19 protein-coding genes and 1 pseudogene are annotated in these 16,683 nt (G+C 40.6%); 8 read left to right on the top strand and 12 right to left on the bottom strand.

The window, feature by feature from the left end; genetic code table 11:
• Nucleotides 1-40: 40 nt before the first annotated feature.
• The 6 genes from AT689_RS03325 to AT689_RS13340 all read left to right on the top strand — a co-directional run bounded on the left by AT689_RS03325 (nucleotide 41) and on the right by AT689_RS13340 (nucleotide 6,021).
• Nucleotides 41-1,294 carry a maltodextrin ABC transporter substrate-binding protein gene (locus AT689_RS03325; RefSeq protein WP_282955783.1) on the top strand — a complete coding sequence of 418 codons (1,254 nt, stop codon included), beginning with the start codon at nucleotides 41-43 and terminating at the stop codon, nucleotides 1,292-1,294.
• 110 nt (nucleotides 1,295-1,404) lie between these two features.
• Complete coding sequence (locus AT689_RS03320) at nucleotides 1,405-2,697, top strand: carbohydrate ABC transporter permease (protein ID WP_000414968.1); 1,293 nt, start codon at nucleotides 1,405-1,407, stop codon at nucleotides 2,695-2,697.
• A gap of 1 nt (nucleotide 2,698) precedes the next feature.
• Nucleotides 2,699-3,541, top strand: coding sequence for a sugar ABC transporter permease (locus AT689_RS03315; RefSeq protein ID WP_001065636.1), 843 nt, complete (start codon nucleotides 2,699-2,701; stop codon nucleotides 3,539-3,541).
• Nucleotides 3,542-3,801: 260 nt separating this feature from the next.
• Nucleotides 3,802-4,602 (top strand): DUF1189 domain-containing protein, encoded by an 801-nt coding sequence (locus AT689_RS03310; protein WP_000938210.1) that lies wholly within the window; start codon nucleotides 3,802-3,804, stop codon nucleotides 4,600-4,602.
• 9 nt (nucleotides 4,603-4,611) lie between these two features.
• The gene (locus AT689_RS03305) at nucleotides 4,612-5,598 is read left to right on the top strand and encodes a LacI family DNA-binding transcriptional regulator (protein ID WP_001145439.1); all 987 of its coding nucleotides are present in this window, start codon (nucleotides 4,612-4,614) and stop codon (nucleotides 5,596-5,598) included.
• A 141-nt stretch (nucleotides 5,599-5,739) separates the two neighbouring features.
• Nucleotides 5,740-6,021, top strand: coding sequence for a hypothetical protein (locus tag AT689_RS13340; RefSeq protein WP_025173809.1), 282 nt, complete (start codon nucleotides 5,740-5,742; stop codon nucleotides 6,019-6,021).
• Nucleotides 6,022-6,024: 3 nt separating this feature from the next.
• On the opposite strand, the gene AT689_RS03295 is transcribed toward AT689_RS13340, so the two are convergent.
• From AT689_RS03295 to rgg, 12 genes and pseudogenes are all read right to left on the bottom strand, one after another.
• A complete protein-coding gene (locus AT689_RS03295) occupies nucleotides 6,025-6,966 on the bottom strand; it encodes a YitT family protein (RefSeq protein ID WP_000814945.1) in 942 nt (313 codons plus the stop codon).
• Nucleotides 6,944-8,707, bottom strand: a complete 1,764-nt coding sequence (gene aspS / locus AT689_RS03290) for an aspartate--tRNA ligase (RefSeq protein ID WP_000830864.1) — start codon at nucleotides 8,705-8,707, stop codon at nucleotides 6,944-6,946. The genes AT689_RS03295 and aspS overlap by 23 nt, the downstream gene beginning before the upstream one ends.
• Nucleotides 8,708-8,825: 118 nt before the next feature.
• Nucleotides 8,826-9,017: a hypothetical protein gene (locus AT689_RS13335; RefSeq protein ID WP_000693524.1), complete on the bottom strand. Its 192-nt coding sequence runs from the start codon at nucleotides 9,015-9,017 to the stop codon at nucleotides 8,826-8,828.
• A gap of 41 nt (nucleotides 9,018-9,058) precedes the next feature.
• Nucleotides 9,059-9,289 carry a hypothetical protein gene (locus AT689_RS03280; RefSeq protein ID WP_000832180.1) on the bottom strand — a complete coding sequence of 77 codons (231 nt, stop codon included), beginning with the start codon at nucleotides 9,287-9,289 and terminating at the stop codon, nucleotides 9,059-9,061.
• Nucleotides 9,290-9,306: 17 nt separating this feature from the next.
• Complete coding sequence (locus tag AT689_RS03275) at nucleotides 9,307-9,948, bottom strand: CPBP family intramembrane glutamic endopeptidase (RefSeq protein ID WP_000771215.1); 642 nt, start codon at nucleotides 9,946-9,948, stop codon at nucleotides 9,307-9,309.
• Between the two features lie 11 nt (nucleotides 9,949-9,959).
• A complete protein-coding gene (locus AT689_RS03270; protein WP_000730272.1) occupies nucleotides 9,960-10,694 on the bottom strand; it encodes a DUF3169 family protein in 735 nt (244 codons plus the stop codon).
• Between the two features lie 2 nt (nucleotides 10,695-10,696).
• A complete protein-coding gene (locus AT689_RS03265) occupies nucleotides 10,697-10,894 on the bottom strand; it encodes a hypothetical protein (protein WP_001046144.1) in 198 nt (65 codons plus the stop codon).
• Nucleotides 10,894-11,100 (bottom strand): helix-turn-helix transcriptional regulator, encoded by a 207-nt coding sequence (locus tag AT689_RS03260; RefSeq protein WP_001176227.1) that lies wholly within the window; start codon nucleotides 11,098-11,100, stop codon nucleotides 10,894-10,896. The genes AT689_RS03265 and AT689_RS03260 overlap by 1 nt, the downstream gene beginning before the upstream one ends.
• 9 nt (nucleotides 11,101-11,109) lie before the next feature.
• The gene (locus tag AT689_RS03255; RefSeq protein WP_000566059.1) at nucleotides 11,110-11,574 is read right to left on the bottom strand and encodes a hypothetical protein; all 465 of its coding nucleotides are present in this window, start codon (nucleotides 11,572-11,574) and stop codon (nucleotides 11,110-11,112) included.
• Nucleotides 11,575-11,678: 104 nt separating this feature from the next.
• On the bottom strand, nucleotides 11,679-12,968 hold the full coding sequence (hisS, locus tag AT689_RS03250) for a histidine--tRNA ligase (protein ID WP_000775831.1): 1,290 nt from the start codon (nucleotides 12,966-12,968) through the stop codon (nucleotides 11,679-11,681).
• Nucleotides 12,969-13,045: 77 nt separating this feature from the next.
• Nucleotides 13,046-14,294: pseudogene (locus AT689_RS03245) on the bottom strand (transporter).
• Between the two features lie 192 nt (nucleotides 14,295-14,486).
• Nucleotides 14,487-15,338, bottom strand: a complete 852-nt coding sequence (gene rgg / locus AT689_RS03240) for a quorum-sensing system transcriptional regulator Rgg (protein ID WP_000434962.1) — start codon at nucleotides 15,336-15,338, stop codon at nucleotides 14,487-14,489.
• Nucleotides 15,339-15,461: 123 nt separating this feature from the next.
• Here rgg and AT689_RS03235 point away from each other — a divergent pair, with 123 nt between their 5' ends.
• Together AT689_RS03235 and AT689_RS13330 are read left to right on the top strand one after the other, a co-directional pair.
• Nucleotides 15,462-15,803, top strand: coding sequence for a metal-sulfur cluster assembly factor (locus tag AT689_RS03235; protein ID WP_001204054.1), 342 nt, complete (start codon nucleotides 15,462-15,464; stop codon nucleotides 15,801-15,803).
• Between the two features lie 63 nt (nucleotides 15,804-15,866).
• Nucleotides 15,867-16,661 carry a hypothetical protein gene (locus AT689_RS13330; protein WP_079099134.1) on the top strand — a complete coding sequence of 265 codons (795 nt, stop codon included), beginning with the start codon at nucleotides 15,867-15,869 and terminating at the stop codon, nucleotides 16,659-16,661.
• Nucleotides 16,662-16,683 lie beyond the last annotated feature (22 nt).

Below are 16,683 nucleotides of genomic sequence, written 5' to 3'. Positions count from 1 at the left end.
CGTTTGCGTTTCCTTATCAATAAAACTTGCTAGCTTGCTTTTGGTAGCTTGCGGAAGCAAAACTGCTACACTTGCTAGCTTGCTTTTGGTAGCTTGCGGAAGCAAAACTGCTGATAAGCCTGCTGATTCTGGTTCATCTGAAGTCAAAGAACTCACTGTATATGTAGACGAGGGATATAAGAGCTATATTGAAGAGGTTGCTAAAGCTTATGAAAAAGAAGCTGGAGTAAAAGTCACTCTTAAAACTGGTGATGCTCTAGGAGGTCTTGATAAACTTTCTCTTGACAACCAATCTGGTAATGTCCCTGATGTTATGATGGCTCCATACGACCGTGTAGGTAGCCTTGGTTCTGACGGACAACTTTCAGAAGTGAAATTGAGCGATGGTGCTAAAACAGACGACACAACTAAATCTCTTGTAACAGCTGCTAATGGTAAAGTTTACGGTGCTCCTGCCGTTATCGAGTCACTTGTTATGTACTACAACAAAGACTTGGTGAAAGATGCTCCAAAAACATTTGCTGACTTGGAAAACCTTGCTAAAGATAGCAAATACGCATTCGCTGGTGAAGATGGTAAAACTACTGCCTTCCTAGCTGACTGGACAAACTTCTACTATACATATGGACTTCTTGCCGGTAACGGTGCTTACGTCTTTGGCCAAAACGGTAAAGACGCTAAAGACATCGGTCTTGCAAACGACGGTTCTATCGCAGGTATCAACTACGCTAAATCTTGGTACGAAAAATGGCCTAAAGGTATGCAAGATACAGAAGGTGCTGGAAACTTAATCCAAACTCAATTCCAAGAAGGTAAAACAGCTGCTATCATCGACGGACCTTGGAAAGCTCAAGCCTTTAAAGATGCTAAAGTAAACTACGGAGTTGCAACTATCCCAACTCTTCCAAATGGAAAAGAATATGCTGCATTCGGTGGTGGTAAAGCTTGGGTCATTCCTCAAGCCGTTAAGAACCTTGAAGCTTCTCAAAAATTTGTAGACTTCCTTGTTGCAACTGAACAACAAAAAGTATTATATGATAAGACTAACGAAATCCCAGCTAATACTGAGGCTCGTTCATACGCTGAAGGTAAAAACGATGAGTTGACAACAGCTGTTATCAAACAGTTCAAGAACACTCAACCACTGCCAAACATCTCTCAAATGTCTGCAGTTTGGGATCCAGCGAAAAATATGCTCTTTGATGCTGTAAGTGGTCAAAAAGATGCTAAAACAGCTGCTAACGATGCTGTAACATTGATCAAAGAAACAATCAAACAAAAATTTGGTGAATAAAAAATTTGTTCAAGGGGGGTGGAAATCAAATCCCCCTTTGAATTTATCAATAGAGACACAAATAATTTAGCTTTCTTATAAAAAAGTAGTATCCTATGAAAGGAGTTAATATGGAAAAGCAACAACCTAGTAAAGCAGCCCTGCTGTCTATCATTCCTGGGTTAGGACAGATTTACAATAAACAAAAAGCCAAAGGTTTTATCTTCCTTGGTGTAACCATCGTATTTGTCCTTTACTTCCTAGCACTTGCAACCCCTGAATTGAGCAACCTCATCACTCTTGGTGACAAACCAGGTCGTGATAATTCCCTCTTTATGCTGATTCGTGGTGCCTTCCATCTAATCTTTGTAATCGTTTATGTACTCTTTTATTTCTCAAATATCAAAGATGCACATACGATTGCAAAACGCATTAACAATGGAATTCCAGTTCCACGCACACTCAAAGACATGATCAAAGGGATTTATGAAAATGGCTTCCCTTACCTCTTGATCATTCCATCTTATGTTGCCATGACCTTCGCGATTATCTTCCCAGTTATCGTAACCTTGATGATCGCCTTTACCAACTACGACTTCCAACACTTGCCACCAAACAAGTTGTTGGACTGGGTTGGTTTGACCAACTTTACAAACATTTGGAGCTTGAGTACCTTCCGTTCTGCCTTTGGTTCTGTTCTTTCTTGGACTATCATTTGGGCTTTGGCAGCTTCTACTTTACAAATCGTAATTGGTATCTTCACAGCTATCATTGCCAACCAACCATTTATCAAAGGAAAACGTATCTTTGGTGTTATTTTCCTTCTTCCTTGGGCTGTCCCAGCCTTCATCACTATCTTGACATTCTCAAACATGTTTAACGATAGTGTCGGTGCTATCAACACTCAAGTATTGCCAATCTTGGCTAAATTCCTTCCTTTTCTTGATGGAGCTCTTATTCCTTGGAAAACAGACCCAACTTGGACTAAGATTGCCTTGATTATGATGCAAGGTTGGCTCGGATTCCCATACATCTACGTTTTGACTTTGGGTATCTTGCAATCTATTCCTAACGACCTTTACGAAGCAGCTTATATTGACGGTGCCAACGCTTGGCAAAAATTCCGCAACATCACTTTCCCAATGATTTTGGCTGTTGCGGCACCTACTTTGATTAGCCAATACACCTTCAACTTTAACAACTTCTCTATCATGTACCTCTTCAATGGTGGAGGACCTGGTAGTGTCGGAGGTGGAGCTGGTTCAACCGATATCTTGATCTCATGGATCTACCGTTTGACAACAGGTACATCTCCTCAATACTCAATGGCGGCAGCTGTTACCTTGATTATCTCTATCATTGTCATCTCAATCTCTATGATCGCATTCAAGAAACTACACGCATTTGATATGGAGGACGTCTAAGATGAATAACTCAATTAAACTCAAACGTAGACTGACTCAAAGCCTTACTTACCTTTACCTGATTGGTCTATCAATTGTAATTATCTATCCACTGTTGATTACCATTATGTCAGCCTTTAAAGCAGGTAACGTCTCAGCCTTTAAACTAGATACTAATATCGACCTCAATTTTGATAACTTTAAAGGCCTCTTCACTGAAACCTTGTACGGTACTTGGTACCTCAACACTTTGATTATCGCCTTAATTACCATGGCTGTTCAAACAAGTATCATCGTACTTGCTGGTTATGCTTACAGCCGTTACAACTTCTTGGCTCGTAAACAAAGTTTGGTCTTCTTCTTGATCATCCAAATGGTGCCAACTATGGCCGCTTTGACAGCCTTCTTCGTTATGGCGCTTATGTTGAACGCCCTTAACCACAACTGGTTCCTCATCTTCCTCTACGTTGGTGGTGGTATCCCGATGAATGCTTGGCTCATGAAAGGCTACTTCGATACAGTGCCAATGTCTTTAGACGAATCTGCAAAACTAGACGGTGCAGGACACTTCCGCCGCTTCTGGCAAATTGTTCTTCCACTTGTTCGCCCAATGGTTGCCGTACAAGCTCTCTGGGCCTTCATGGGACCTTTCGGGGACTACATCCTCTCTAGTTTCTTGCTTCGTGAGAAAGAATACTTTACTGTTGCCGTAGGTCTCCAAACCTTCGTTAACAATGCGAAAAACTTGAAGATTGCCTACTTCTCAGCAGGTGCTATCCTCATCGCCCTTCCAATCTGTATTCTCTTCTTCTTCCTACAAAAGAACTTTGTTTCAGGACTTACAAGTGGTGGCGACAAGGGATAATTTATCCCCGCCACCCTTTTTCATTTTATACTCTTCGAAAATCTCTTCAAACCACGTCAGCTTTATCTCCAACCTCAAAGTTGTGCTTTGAGCAACCTGCAGCTAGCTTCCTGGTTTGCACTTTGATTTTCATTGACTATTAGCGATTGTCACTGTAAATAATATCCTTGTAGCAAGCAATTTTTCTCCTAGACTTGAAATAAAGCGCATTTCTCTATATAATAATACTTATATAGAAAACACCTTTTAGAAAGATACCTATGCTTCCATATCCATTTTCCTTTTTTTCAAGTATTTTGGGGTTTCGTAAGCCCCTGTCCAAACGTTTCGGGCTCAACTGGTTTCAACTTCTCTTTACCAGTATCTTCCTTATCAGCTTGTCTATGGTACCCATTGCTATCCAAAACAGCTCCCAGGAGACCTATCCGCTAGAAACTTTTATCGATAATGTCTATGAACCTCTGACAAATGAGGTTGTCCAGGATCTCTCTGAACATGCTACAATTGTCGATGGCACATTAACTTATACTGGAACAGTTAGTCAAGCCTCTTCTGTTGTGATTGGTCCAAGTCAAATCAAGGAATTACCTAAGAACTTGCAACTGCATTTCGATACAAATGAGCTAGTCATCAGCAAGGAAAGCAAGGAACTGACCCGCATCTCTTACCGAGCCATTCAGACTGAGAGTTTCAAAAGCAAAGACAGCTTGACCCAAGCAATTTCTAAAGACTGGTACCAACAAAATCGTGTCTATATCAGCCTCTTCCTAGTTCTCGGTGCGAGCTTCCTCTTTGGTTTGAATTTCTTTATCGTCTCTCTAGGAGCTAGTCTTCTCCTTTATATCACTAAGAAATCACGCCTCTTTTCATTTAGAACCTTTAAAGAGTGCTATCACTTTATCTTGAACTGTTTAGGATTGCCGACTCTGATTACACTTATTTTGGGATTATTTGGCCAAAATATGACAACCCTGATTACTGTACAAAATATTCTTTTTGTTCTGTATCTGGTCACTATCTTTTATAAAACACATTTCCGTGATCCAAATTACCATAAATAGGAGATTTTTATGCCCGTTACGATTAAAGACGTGGCCAAGGCTGCTGGTGTTTCGCCTTCAACCGTAACCCGTGTTATTCAAAATAAATCAACCATTAGCGACGAAACAAAAAAACGCGTTCGCAAAGCTATGAAGGAACTCAACTACCACCCAAACCTCAACGCTCGTAGCTTGGTAAGCAGCTATACTCAGGTTATCGGATTAGTTCTTCCTGATGACTCAGACGCCTTCTACCAGAATCCTTTCTTTCCATCGGTTCTACGTGGCATCTCTCAAGTCGCATCTGAAAACCACTATGCCATTCAGATAGCAACAGGGAAAGATGAGAAGGAGCGTCTCAACGCTATTTCACAAATGGTCTACGGCAAGCGTGTAGATGGGCTAATCTTTCTCTATGCCCAAGAAGAAGACCCTCTCGTAAAACTCGTCGCAGAAGAACAGTTCCCCTTCCTTATCTTAGGTAAATCTCTATCTCCTTTCATCCCACTTGTCGACAACGACAATGTTCAAGCTGGTTTTGATGCGACTGAATATTTCATCAAAAAAGGCTGCAAACGCATTGCCTTTATCGGAGGAAGTAAAAAGCTCTTCGTGACCAAAGACCGTTTAACAGGCTATGAACAGGCGCTTAAACATTACAAACTTACCACTGACAACAATCGCATCTACTTTGCCGACGAGTTTCTGGAAGAAAAGGGCTATAAATTTAGCAAGCGATTATTCAAGCACGATCCACAAATTGATGCTATCATCACAACCGATAGCCTCCTAGCTGAAGGTGTTTGTAACTATATTGCCAAACACCAGCTGGATGTCCCTGTTCTCAGCTTTGACTCGGTTAATCCCAAGCTCAACTTGGCAGCCTATGTCGATATCAATAGTTTAGAGCTTGGTCGTGTTTCCCTTGAAACTATTCTCCAGATTATTAATGATAATAAAAACAATAAACAAATTTGTTACCGTCAATTGATCGCCCACAAAATTATCGAAAAATAAGAGACTGGACAAAAAGTCGTTAAAAGCAAAAACGCATACTATCAGGTATTGAAAAAACTTGATACTATGCGTTTTAATGTGGGAAGATTTACTTCCTTTTCTACTGAAATTGAGTCTTTTCCCAAGATCTTTTTATACTCAATGAAAATCAAAGTGCAAACTAGGAAGCTAGCCGCAGGTTGCTCAAAACACTGTTTTGAGGTTGTGGATAGAACTGACGAAGTCAACTCAAAACATGGTTTTGAGGTTGTAGATGAAACTGACGGAGTCAGCTCAAAACATGGTTTTGAGGTTGTAGATGAAACTGACGGAGTCAGCTCAAAACATGGTTTTGAGGTTGTAGATGAAACTGACGGAGTCAGTAACCATATATACGGTAAGGCGACGCTGACGTGGTTTGAAGAGATTTTCGAAGAGTATTAATCACTAATTATCTATCTCAACAAATCTTCCTAGAATATGAACATTTTCCGAGACAGAGACAAAGGAGCTTGGATCCACTTGTGTCATAATCTGTTTAAATTCATTAAACTCTGCACGTGTAATGACAGTGATTAAAACTGCCTTTCTCTCGTGATTATAGGTTCCTTCTGCATCATGGATCATGGTTGCTCCGCGGTGCAATTTTTTATGGATTTTTTCAATTACCTTCTCTGGATGATTTGTCACAATCATGGCCTGCATACGCTTTTGCTTAGTAAAGACTGCGTCTGTCACACGACTAGAGACAAAGATGGTAATCATAGAATAAAGAGCGTATTTCCAACCAAAGGTCAAACCTGCTATCAGCATGATAGTTCCATTTACCAAGAAAGAAATACTACCGACATTCTTACCCGTTTTCTTGCGAATAGTCAGGCTGACGATATCCGTCCCACCACTGGAGATATTGTTTCGAAGAGCAAAACCAATCCCCAAACCCATAACAACACCCCCAAAAAGGGCATTGATAATGGGATCCTCCGTCAAGGTTGCCACAGGGACAAACTGGATAAAGAAGGAACTCATAGATACCGTGATAAAGGTAAAGACGGTGAACTTATGGCCAATCTGATACCAAGCTAAGACCATCAAAGGGAAGTTAATGGCGTAGAAGCTTAGCGAAATCGGAATATGAAAACCAAACCAGTGATTACTCAAGGCAGAGATAATCTGTGCCAGACCTGTTGCACCACTCGAATACACATGCCCTGGTTGGAAAAAGAAATTAACTGCTACTGCTGATAAAAAACCATAGACCAGAGAGGCCGAAATCTTCTCATCATACTTTTCTCGAGAGATACTTTGTAAGACACGTAAAATTTTTATCTGATAAGCAAAGCGGCGCAGATAATAGCGCCACCGCTTAATTCGTTTTGTTTGTTTCATCTTCTTCTACTTGTAAGCTGAGTTCCTCTAGTTGTTTGAGAGCGACTGTTGATGGAGCTTGTGTCATTGGGTCAGTTGCCTTGTTGTTCTTAGGAAAGGCAATGACTTCACGGATATTTTCTTCTCCAGCAAGCAACATGACAAAACGGTCAAGCCCGATAGCCAAACCACCGTGTGGTGGGAAACCATAGTCCATGGCTTCAAGAAGGAAACCAAACTGGTCATTGGCTTCTTCAGCTGAGAAACCAAGAGCCTTGAACATGCGTTCTTGAAGGTCTTTTTGGTTGATACGAAGGCTACCACCACCAAGCTCATAACCGTTCAAGACGATATCGTAAGCAATGGCACGAACCTTAGCCAAATCACCTTCTAATTCGTGAGCAGTTTCTTCCTGTGGAAGGGTGAAAGGATGGTGGGCGCTCATGTAGCGGCCTTCTTCTTCAGACCATTCAAACATCGGCCAGTCAACCACCCAAAGGAAGTTGAACTTATCATTATCAATCAAGCCAAGCTCTTTAGCAATACGTCCACGAAGGGCACCCAGTGTTGCATTAGCCACTTCAAGCGTATCCGCCACAAAGAGAACCAAGTCCTTATCTTCAAGAGCAAGCGCTGTTGTCAATTCTTCTTGGATACCAGTCAAGAACTTGGCAACTGGTCCGTTTAATTCTCCATCAACCACCTTGACCCAAGCAAGACCTTTGGCACCATACTGTTTGGCTACTTCCGTCATCTTGTCGATGTCTTTACGTGAATAGTTGTCCGCAGCTCCTTTGACCACAATCGCTTTTACAGCAGGTGCTTCTGAAAAGACTTTAAAGTCTACACCTTTGACCACTTCTGTCAAGTCCTGAAGCAACATGTCAAAACGAGTATCTGGCTTGTCAGAACCGTAAAGAGCCATAGCATCATCGTATTTCATACGAGGGAACGGTAGCGTTACTTCGATGCCTTTTGTTTCCTTCATCACGCGCGCGATCAAGCCTTCTGTAATATCTTGGATTTCTTGCTCAGTAAGGAAGGACGTTTCCAAGTCGACCTGAGTAAATTCAGGCTGGCGGTCTCCACGCAAGTCTTCGTCACGGAAACATTTAACGATTTGGTAGTAACGGTCAAAACCAGCATTCATCAAGAGCTGTTTCGTGATTTGTGGACTTTGAGGAAGAGCGTAAAAATGCCCCTTATTAACACGAGACGGCACTAAATAATCACGCGCCCCTTCAGGCGTTGACTTAGAAAGGAATGGTGTCTCCACGTCGATAAACTCCAACTCATCCAAGTAGTTGCGGATAGAGTGGGTCACCTTGGCACGAAGTTTAAGATTTTCCAACATTTCTGGACGACGAAGGTCAAGGTAACGGTAACGCAAACGTGTATCGTCATTTGCCTCAATGCCATCCTTAATCTCAAATGGTGTTGTCTTAGCTATGTTAAGCACAATAAGAGCTGTCACGTTTAACTCAACTGCACCAGTTGGCAACTTATCATTGGCTTGCTCACGCGCAGCGACCTGACCAGTCACCTCAATAACAAATTCGCTACGAAGGCTTTCAGCTGTTGCCATAACCTCTGCAGATACTTTTTCAGGGTTGATAACCAACTGCATGATTCCTTCACGGTCACGAAGATCGATAAAGATCAAACCACCAAGGTCACGACGACGGCCAACCCATCCTTTCAAGGTTATTTCTTGTCCGATGTGTTCCTCACGAACACGACCAGCATACATACTACGTTTCATTATTTCTCTCCTCTTTTATTCTGTTACTATTTTACCATAAAAGCGCAGGCTCTTCATGAAAATCATCAGAAAAGTTTGCCAGTCTTTAAAAGTCAAGTGAAAGCCCTAAAAATTAGCGCTAATGCTCTTCGAAAATCTCTTCAAACCACGTCAGCGTCGCCTTACCGTATGTATGGTTACTGACTTCGTCAGTTTCATCTACAATCTCAAAACCATGTTTTGAGCTGACTTCGTCAGTTTCATCCACAACCTCAAAACAGTGTTTTGAGCAACCTGCGGTTAGCTTCCTAGTTTGCTCTTTGATTTTCATTGAGTATAATACAAAAATCCGATGAACTTCACCGGACTCTTTTATTTTGAATTTTTGCCTGCTTTACGCTTTTCAGCGATTTCGGCTGCCTTTCGAGGCAAGACAATTTCCGTTATGTAAGCCGTCCCAAAACGCAGTACACCTGCAATAGGAGCAAAGACAACTGCTAGATAGTTATAGAAGAAATCGCCTTTGAAGGCATAAGCTAGCGCTCCAATGATGAAAAATAGAACGACTGCCTGAATCACTGCTAATAAAATTACTCGTTTCATGTGACCTCCTGACTCTATTATAGCATGAGAATCATCAAAAAGCCGACTAAATTATTCAAAGCGTGAAGAGAAATACTGTAGACCAGACCTTTTCTGCTAATGTAAGCCAAACCCAAACTAAAACCAAGGCTAAAATAGACAAAAAATTGTTGCACATCACCTGGAAAATGAATCAAGGCAAATAGAAGACTAGATACCAGAAGAAAAATCAGGGTTCGTTTACTATTGTCCTGCTTAGGAAAGAGATAGCGTGCTAACATCCCTCTAAAAACAATCTCTTCCGTCAAAGGAGCAAAAATAACCACAGCAAAGAATGAGAAAAGTGATTGAGACAAGGTCAAGTCTGTCGCTATTTGTTGATTTACTGAAGGATCATCTGGCAAGAAAAATTGAACGACCAGAGATAAGAACCAAACCAAGGCAGGAAGCCAAATAAATCGGTTAAAGCCGCTCTTCTCAATATAAACAGGAGCTTTCTGATACCATTTGTAAATGCCGTACACATATACTCCAGCCAAGACCACATAGAGTAGAGTAACAGCATAGGGTGAAGCGCCTAAAGCAAGCGACGCAGTCGCGAGCCCCTGAATAAAGCCATAGATAAAGAAAAAGGATAGAAGGGCTAGAAGAAACCAGCCAAGGTTTTTAAGTAGTTTCATAGATAACTCCTTTATTTGAAATAACGTTTTACCATAGGTAACTGCATCACATTGATATAAACATGGATGGCTCCTACAAGCAAGAAAGCTAGTAACTGAATCTCTCCTGTCAAGAAAGAAATGATAATAAGAAAAATATATAAGGCTGGTAAGACATATTGGTGTAATTGGAATAAAATTCGAAAACTCTGTTCCAAATTAGCCTGACGCTCCCCTTCATCATAAGAATTTATATAGTTCAAGACATCCTTTGGTGTAGCGAAAAATTCCAAATCAAACTGACGAACAATCGCAATGGTTTTAAAAAGAGATTTTTGAGCGACTAAGAATACCACAAAGAGTAAGAAAGAAAGGAAAAATGTTTGAGGGTTTGTATGCAATATAATCACCTCACTTAATGAAATAAAAATAGCCAATGGAATCGCTACACCTGTAATATTAAAAGCAATGGTTCCAAACTCAAGATTCCGATACATTTGCACATAATAGGTTTCATTCAGATCGTCATCCATTTCCTCTTGATACAAGGAATGAAATTTTCTGCTTTTCTTTAAGAAATTGAAAGTCAAAAACATACTAATGAAACCTATCAGTAAACAAATAGCTGATATCCATGGCATCAAGGCTTTTACATCTAAAATAATTTCGTGGGATTCGACACGTGCCTTAAACATCCCTACAAACATGCCCAAGACCCCCCCAAAGACAATAGACATCAAAAATAACAATCTACGTTTCTTTTTCATATTCATTCTCCTTTTTCACTTGCTAGATTTTTGGATTTCTTTTCAATCCATTCAATTACTGGGATGAGAGCAAAGTAGACCCAAACAAATTGGTCGCTTTGATAGGGATTAAACCAGCTTAGGTCCATCCCAATCAGTAGAAATACGCTGACTAATAAAGCTATGACCACTACATAATAAATCACTTTATACTTGTTCATCACTCGTCCTCCTCCAAACGAAATACCGATTCGACTGTTTCGTTGAAAATTTGAGATATTTTCAGGGCAATGATAATGGATGGGGTGTACTCATCCCGTTCTAGTAGGCTAATGGTCTGTCTGGAAACCCCTGCCAGTTTGGCTAGGTCGGTTTGATTGAGACCATCGCGAGCTCGAAGCTCTTTTAGACGATTTTTTAGTTGCACGTTACACACCTACTCTCCGTCAAATTCAACGGTTTGGATATCTTCAATACGTTGCAACTTGAATTTTTCTTTTCCCGTATTATCTACACGTCGTAGCTTTACCCATTCCTCATCAACATCCACAACTTCCCAGTTATCTGGCCCAATATACACTCCCGTTATAATTGGTTTCTTTCCAATCATTTCTTGCAATAATCTCGACATTTCTGCGTTTCCTTTCTCTTTTCGCTCAAGTTTTTTGATTTTATTCTCTAGTTTCTTGATTTTTTTAGAATTATTAGAATAAAAGAAAATAATAAATAGTATAAATACTAGTACCCACATCATAGCTCCTTTCTTCTTTTCTCTTAACTTGCTTACATTGTAACACATCTTTTTCTTTTTGACAAGTATAGCTGTCAAAAAGTTTATGATTTTTGTCATTTTGCAAAAGAAAAAGGTCAGGAGTAAGTTCCTGACCACTTTATCTATCATTAATACTCTTCTAAAATCTCTTCAAACCACGTCAGTTTCATCTACAACCTCAAAACCATGTTTTGAGCAACCTGCGGCTAGCTTCCTAGTTTGCTCTTTGATTTTCATTGAGTATAAAATCCTAGTTTTTCAAAGATTTCTGAGAAGTTTTGGCTGATTGTCTCAAGTGACACTTGCACTTCTTCTCGGGTTTGGTTGTTCTTGACTGTCACTTGTCTGCTTTCGACTTCGCTCTCTCCTAGGGTGATGAGGGTCTTAGCCGCAAAGACATCGGCTGACTTGAACTGAGCTTTGAGCTTACGGTTGAGGTAATCACGCTCTGCTTTGAAACCTTGTTGGCGAAGAGCTTGGACTAGTTCTAGGGCTTTGACATTTGCTCCATCACCCAAGACTGCGATATAGACATCTAGGGCATTTTCGATAGGGAGGGCCACGCCTTGTTTTTCAAGGATGAGAAGCAGGCGCTCTACACCAAGCCCAAAACCAAATCCAGCAGTTTCAGGGCCTCCAAAGTAAGCAACCAAACCATCGTAGCGACCACCCGCACAGACTGTCAAGTCATTGCCCTCAATCTCTGTGATAAACTCGAAAATGGTGTGGTTGTAGTAGTCCAGACCACGCACCATATTGGTATCGATGATGTAATCTACTCCAAGATTTTCCAACATCTGACTCACAGCATCAAAATGAGTTTGGCTTTCTTCATCAAGAAAGTCCAAGATAGACGGCGCATTCTCTACTGCCACCTTGTCTTCTTTTTCCTTAGAGTCCAAGACACGAAGAGGATTTTCCTCCAAGCGACGTTGGCTATCCTTAGACAAGGTCTCCTTGAGCGGTGTCAAATAGTCAATCAAGGCTTGGCGGTAGGCTGCACGGCTCTCAGGATTTCCAAGAGTGTTGAGGTGCAATTTGACACCTTGAATACCGATTTCCTTCAAAAAATGGGCTGCCATAACGATTGTTTCCACATCGGTAGCTGGATTGCTAGAACCAAAACACTCAACACCAATCTGGTGGAATTGGCGCAAGCGCCCTGCCTGTGGACGCTCATAACGGAACATAGGTCCCATGTAGTAGAACTTGCTTGGCTTTTGCACTTCTGGGGCGAAGAGTTTATTTTCCACATAGGCACGGACAACGGGCGCAGTTCCTTCTGGACGGAGGGTAATATGGCGGTCACCCTTGTCATAGAAATCGTACATTTCCTTGGTTACAATATCTGTTGTATCTCCGACAGAGCGGCTGATAACCTCGTAATGCTCGAAAATAGGCGTACGCACTTCTGCGTAGTTGTAGCGCTTGAAAATTTCACGGGCAAAGCCCTCAACGTACTGCCACTTAGCAGACTCAGCAGGTAAAATATCCTGCGTTCCTTTTGGTTTTTGTAATTTCATAGGGAATCCTCTTTAAACTTAATAGTCTTATTTTACCATAAATAGAGGGATTAAAACAGTAAGAAAAAAATTAGGATTTAGATATCATTTTTGAGATTAAGAATTGTCAAAAAAAATAGCTAGCAAGGAAAGACCAACAAATAGCATCCAAGTCAACTGTATATTCCATACGGCTACTAGTGAAAAACAAGCTGTTCCCACAGGTATGGATAAGGTAAACAATAGACCTAAAAAATTACTAGTACGAGCTAGAACCTCTGGAGCTAGATTTTTCATGAGCATGGCACTAATCTTTGGTTGAACTTTACCAGACACATACAGAGTAAAGAAGAGAAATAGCAAACCAAGCACGACTTGATTGAATAAATTAGCCAAACCAACTAGACTAAGCCCTACGGTCGCCCACATCATCAATCTAGGCAAGGACTGCTTCCCAAAATAATCATTGCCCGTAAGGCTACTGATGATGACTGCTACTAAAACACAGAATTGATTGATAAATAGTGCCTCTGTATAAGAAAAATTCAAGAGAGAATGGCTCAAAAAGAAGATATTATAAATTCCACCCAAAGCGCCACCCAAGGAATTAATAAGCAAGACAGCAAAGAGCATAAAACCAAAGTTTTTCTGTCCACTTTTAAGAAAAACGAGACGTAAATTTCGGTAAATTGTTAGGAACTGGTCTTTGATAGAAAGCTTCTCATTTTTTAAGTTTTCACCATCAGCAGATGACATTGACAGGCTCAATTTGCTTTTTCCTAAAAAGAGGATAGTGGCTGATACTAGGAAAAAGCAGGCATTGATTCCCGCAACGAGAGAAAAATTGTTGACCGATAGAGCTAAGAGCCAGACTCCGAAAGCTTGACCACCAATAGCTGAAATATAGGTGATGAACTGTGAAAAAGAATAAGCCTCCATCAGATCATCTTCAGCTACTTTTTCCTTAATAAGAGGCATACGCAGGCCACCTGCAAAATCACTGATGATATCACTAATGACATTGATCAAACACAGGCTAGAAAAGGCAAAGAGACTAGCTTGCTGAACAACTAGGGCTGCTAGAAAAAATAGAACCGCCTGAAACAAACCGCTATAGACCATCCATTTGACCTTGTCCCTCGTGTAATCTGCCCGAATCCCTGCAAAAACTGTAAAGAGGGTCGGAAGAATCATGACAATATTCGCCATAGCAACAGCAAAAGATGCTTGTGACAAGGTCGATGCATAGACGATAAAGACCAGGTTGAAAATCGAAGCACCAAAAGCATTGAAGAAGCGTGATAAAGTCAAAATTCTATAAGCTGGATTTCTAAACAATAGTTTCATAGATAATCTCCCTTCTTGTTCGAACCTCTATATGAAGTATGACTATAGTATAGCACTTAGAAATTTGAGAGGGAGAACTCTTGAATATATGCAACAAATAAAATGAGCAAAAAGAAACGATAGAACTTTTGTAATGACCTGAGAGAGGGCAATAGTTCTATCGCTTCAAATTTTTTCTTGGTTTGCAGATATTCAACATTCGGTCGTATTTCTATAGTATTCGGCAGATTTATTACAGCCAAGCATCTCAAAAATACGGACAGCATCCTCCATCTTTTTCTGGCCTTCCTTGACTCTACCTTGCTTGCTATCAAGGAGACCTTCTGCCCACAGATAAACAATTCGGAAATAGGTCTCATTTTCCTTGTAGAAATGCTCTTCGATAACACGTTTAAAATAATAGGCATTGGTAAATTCTTCACACTCAATACTAGCTAAAAAGCCGTTCAATAGTATAGTATGAAAAAGGTTTCGATTGCCAGACATTTCCATTAGAAAATCAGATTTACGTACCATTTCTCGTACATATCTAGTAAAAAGAGAAACAGATAAAAATGGAGAACTGACTGAAAATAAATTGAGTTCATAGATTCCCCAGATCTCGGTAGAAAACAAATAATCATGAAGGACTTTTCCTTCCTCTGCTGTTAAGTCTACCCTTTCATCTATGCTCTTCATATAAGACTTGATAATAATGGCATTTAGAATATGTTTCTGTTTGTTGTGAGAATGGGCATGCTTTTGATACTCCCTGCGATATAAGTCCTCAAGAGGTGCTATATTCTTTGGTTCCAAGACATCTGTAATTTCTTTTCTCAACTCAGAATCTGTATCATACTGGAAACCTCTCGCCAGAAAGAGGATCTCCTCCACACTGGCAGATATATTTTCCAGAGCAAATAGAAACTTTTCCACCGAAAGCTCACTCTGACCTGTTTCAAAACGGGACAACATAGACGGCGAAAATTGTCCTCCGGTTGCTTGTCTCAGTGAGATATTTCTTGACTCTCGTAATTGTCTAAAGACTTTTCCAATCTGCTCCATAGACTTCCCCTTGATTCCGTATTTTCTTCATTTTATCATATTTTTCAGAAAATTCATCAAAAGCTTGCCAAATTGTCAGAATTATGAGAAAATAGAGGATATTTATCACATGGAGGGACTGCTATGAGAGACGATATCAAAATCAATGACCGTGCTTTGGCCTTGCAAGACCAAATTATCGAAAAACTAGAGAAAGTTTTTGATACAGATGTGGAATTGGATGTTTACAATCTAGGTCTGATTTATGAAATCAATCTGGATGAAACGGGGCTCTGCAAGATTGTCATGACCTTCACCGATACTGCCTGTGATTGCGCCGAAAGCCTGCCTATTGAAATTGTGGCAGGTCTGAAACAAATCGAGGGTATCAAAGATATCAAGGTTGAAGTTACCTGGTCGCCTGCTTGGAAAATCACACGAATCAGTCGCTATGGCCGTATTGCCCTTGGACTACCACCTCGTTAAGCAGGCCAATCACTTTTAAAGATGAAAAAAGCAAGCCGAAAATGGCTTGCTTTTTGATACTCAATGAAAATCAAAGGGCAAACTAGAAAACTAGCCGCAGGTTGCTCAAAACACTGTTTTGAGGTTGTGGATAGAACTGACGAAGTCAGCTCAAAACACTGTTTTGAGGTTGTGGATAGAACTGACGAAGTCAGCTCAAAACACTGTTTTGAGGTTGTGGATAGAACTGACGAAGTCAGCTCAAAACACTGTTTTGAGGTTGTGGATAGAACTGACGAAGTCAGCTCAAAACACTGTTTTGAGGTTGTGGATAGAACTGACGAAGTCAGCTCAAAACACTGTTTTGAGGTTGTGGATAGAACTGACGAAGTCAGCTCAAAACACTGTTTTGAGGTTGTGGATAGAACTGACGAAGTCAGCTCAAAACACTGTTTTGAGGTTGTGGATAGAACTGACGAAGTCAGCTCAAAACACTGTTTTGAGGTTGTGGATAGAACTGACGAAGTCAGCTCAAAACACTGTTTTGAGGTTGTAGATAGAACTGACGAAGTCAGCTCAAAACACTGTTTTGAGGTTGTAGATAGAACTGACGAAGTCAGCTCAAAACACTGTTTTGAGGTTGTGGATAGAACTGACGAAGTCAGCTCAAAACACTGTTTTGAGGTTGTAGATAGAACTGACGAAGTCAGCTCAAAACACTGTTTTGAGGTTGTAGATAGAACTGACGAAGTCAGCTCAAAACACTGTTTTGAGGTTGTAGATAGAACTGACGAAGTCAGCTCAAAACACTGTTTTGAGGTTGTAGATAGAACTGACGAAGTCAGTAACCATACCTACGGCAAGGCGACGTTGACGTGATTTGAAGAGATTTTCGAGTATG

This window comes from Streptococcus pneumoniae (assembly GCF_001457635.1).
Classification (GTDB): Bacteria; Bacillota; Bacilli; order Lactobacillales; family Streptococcaceae; genus Streptococcus; species Streptococcus pneumoniae.
The sequence above is the reverse complement of the archived record's forward strand: the minus strand, read 5'-3'. Positions and strand labels throughout refer to the sequence as shown.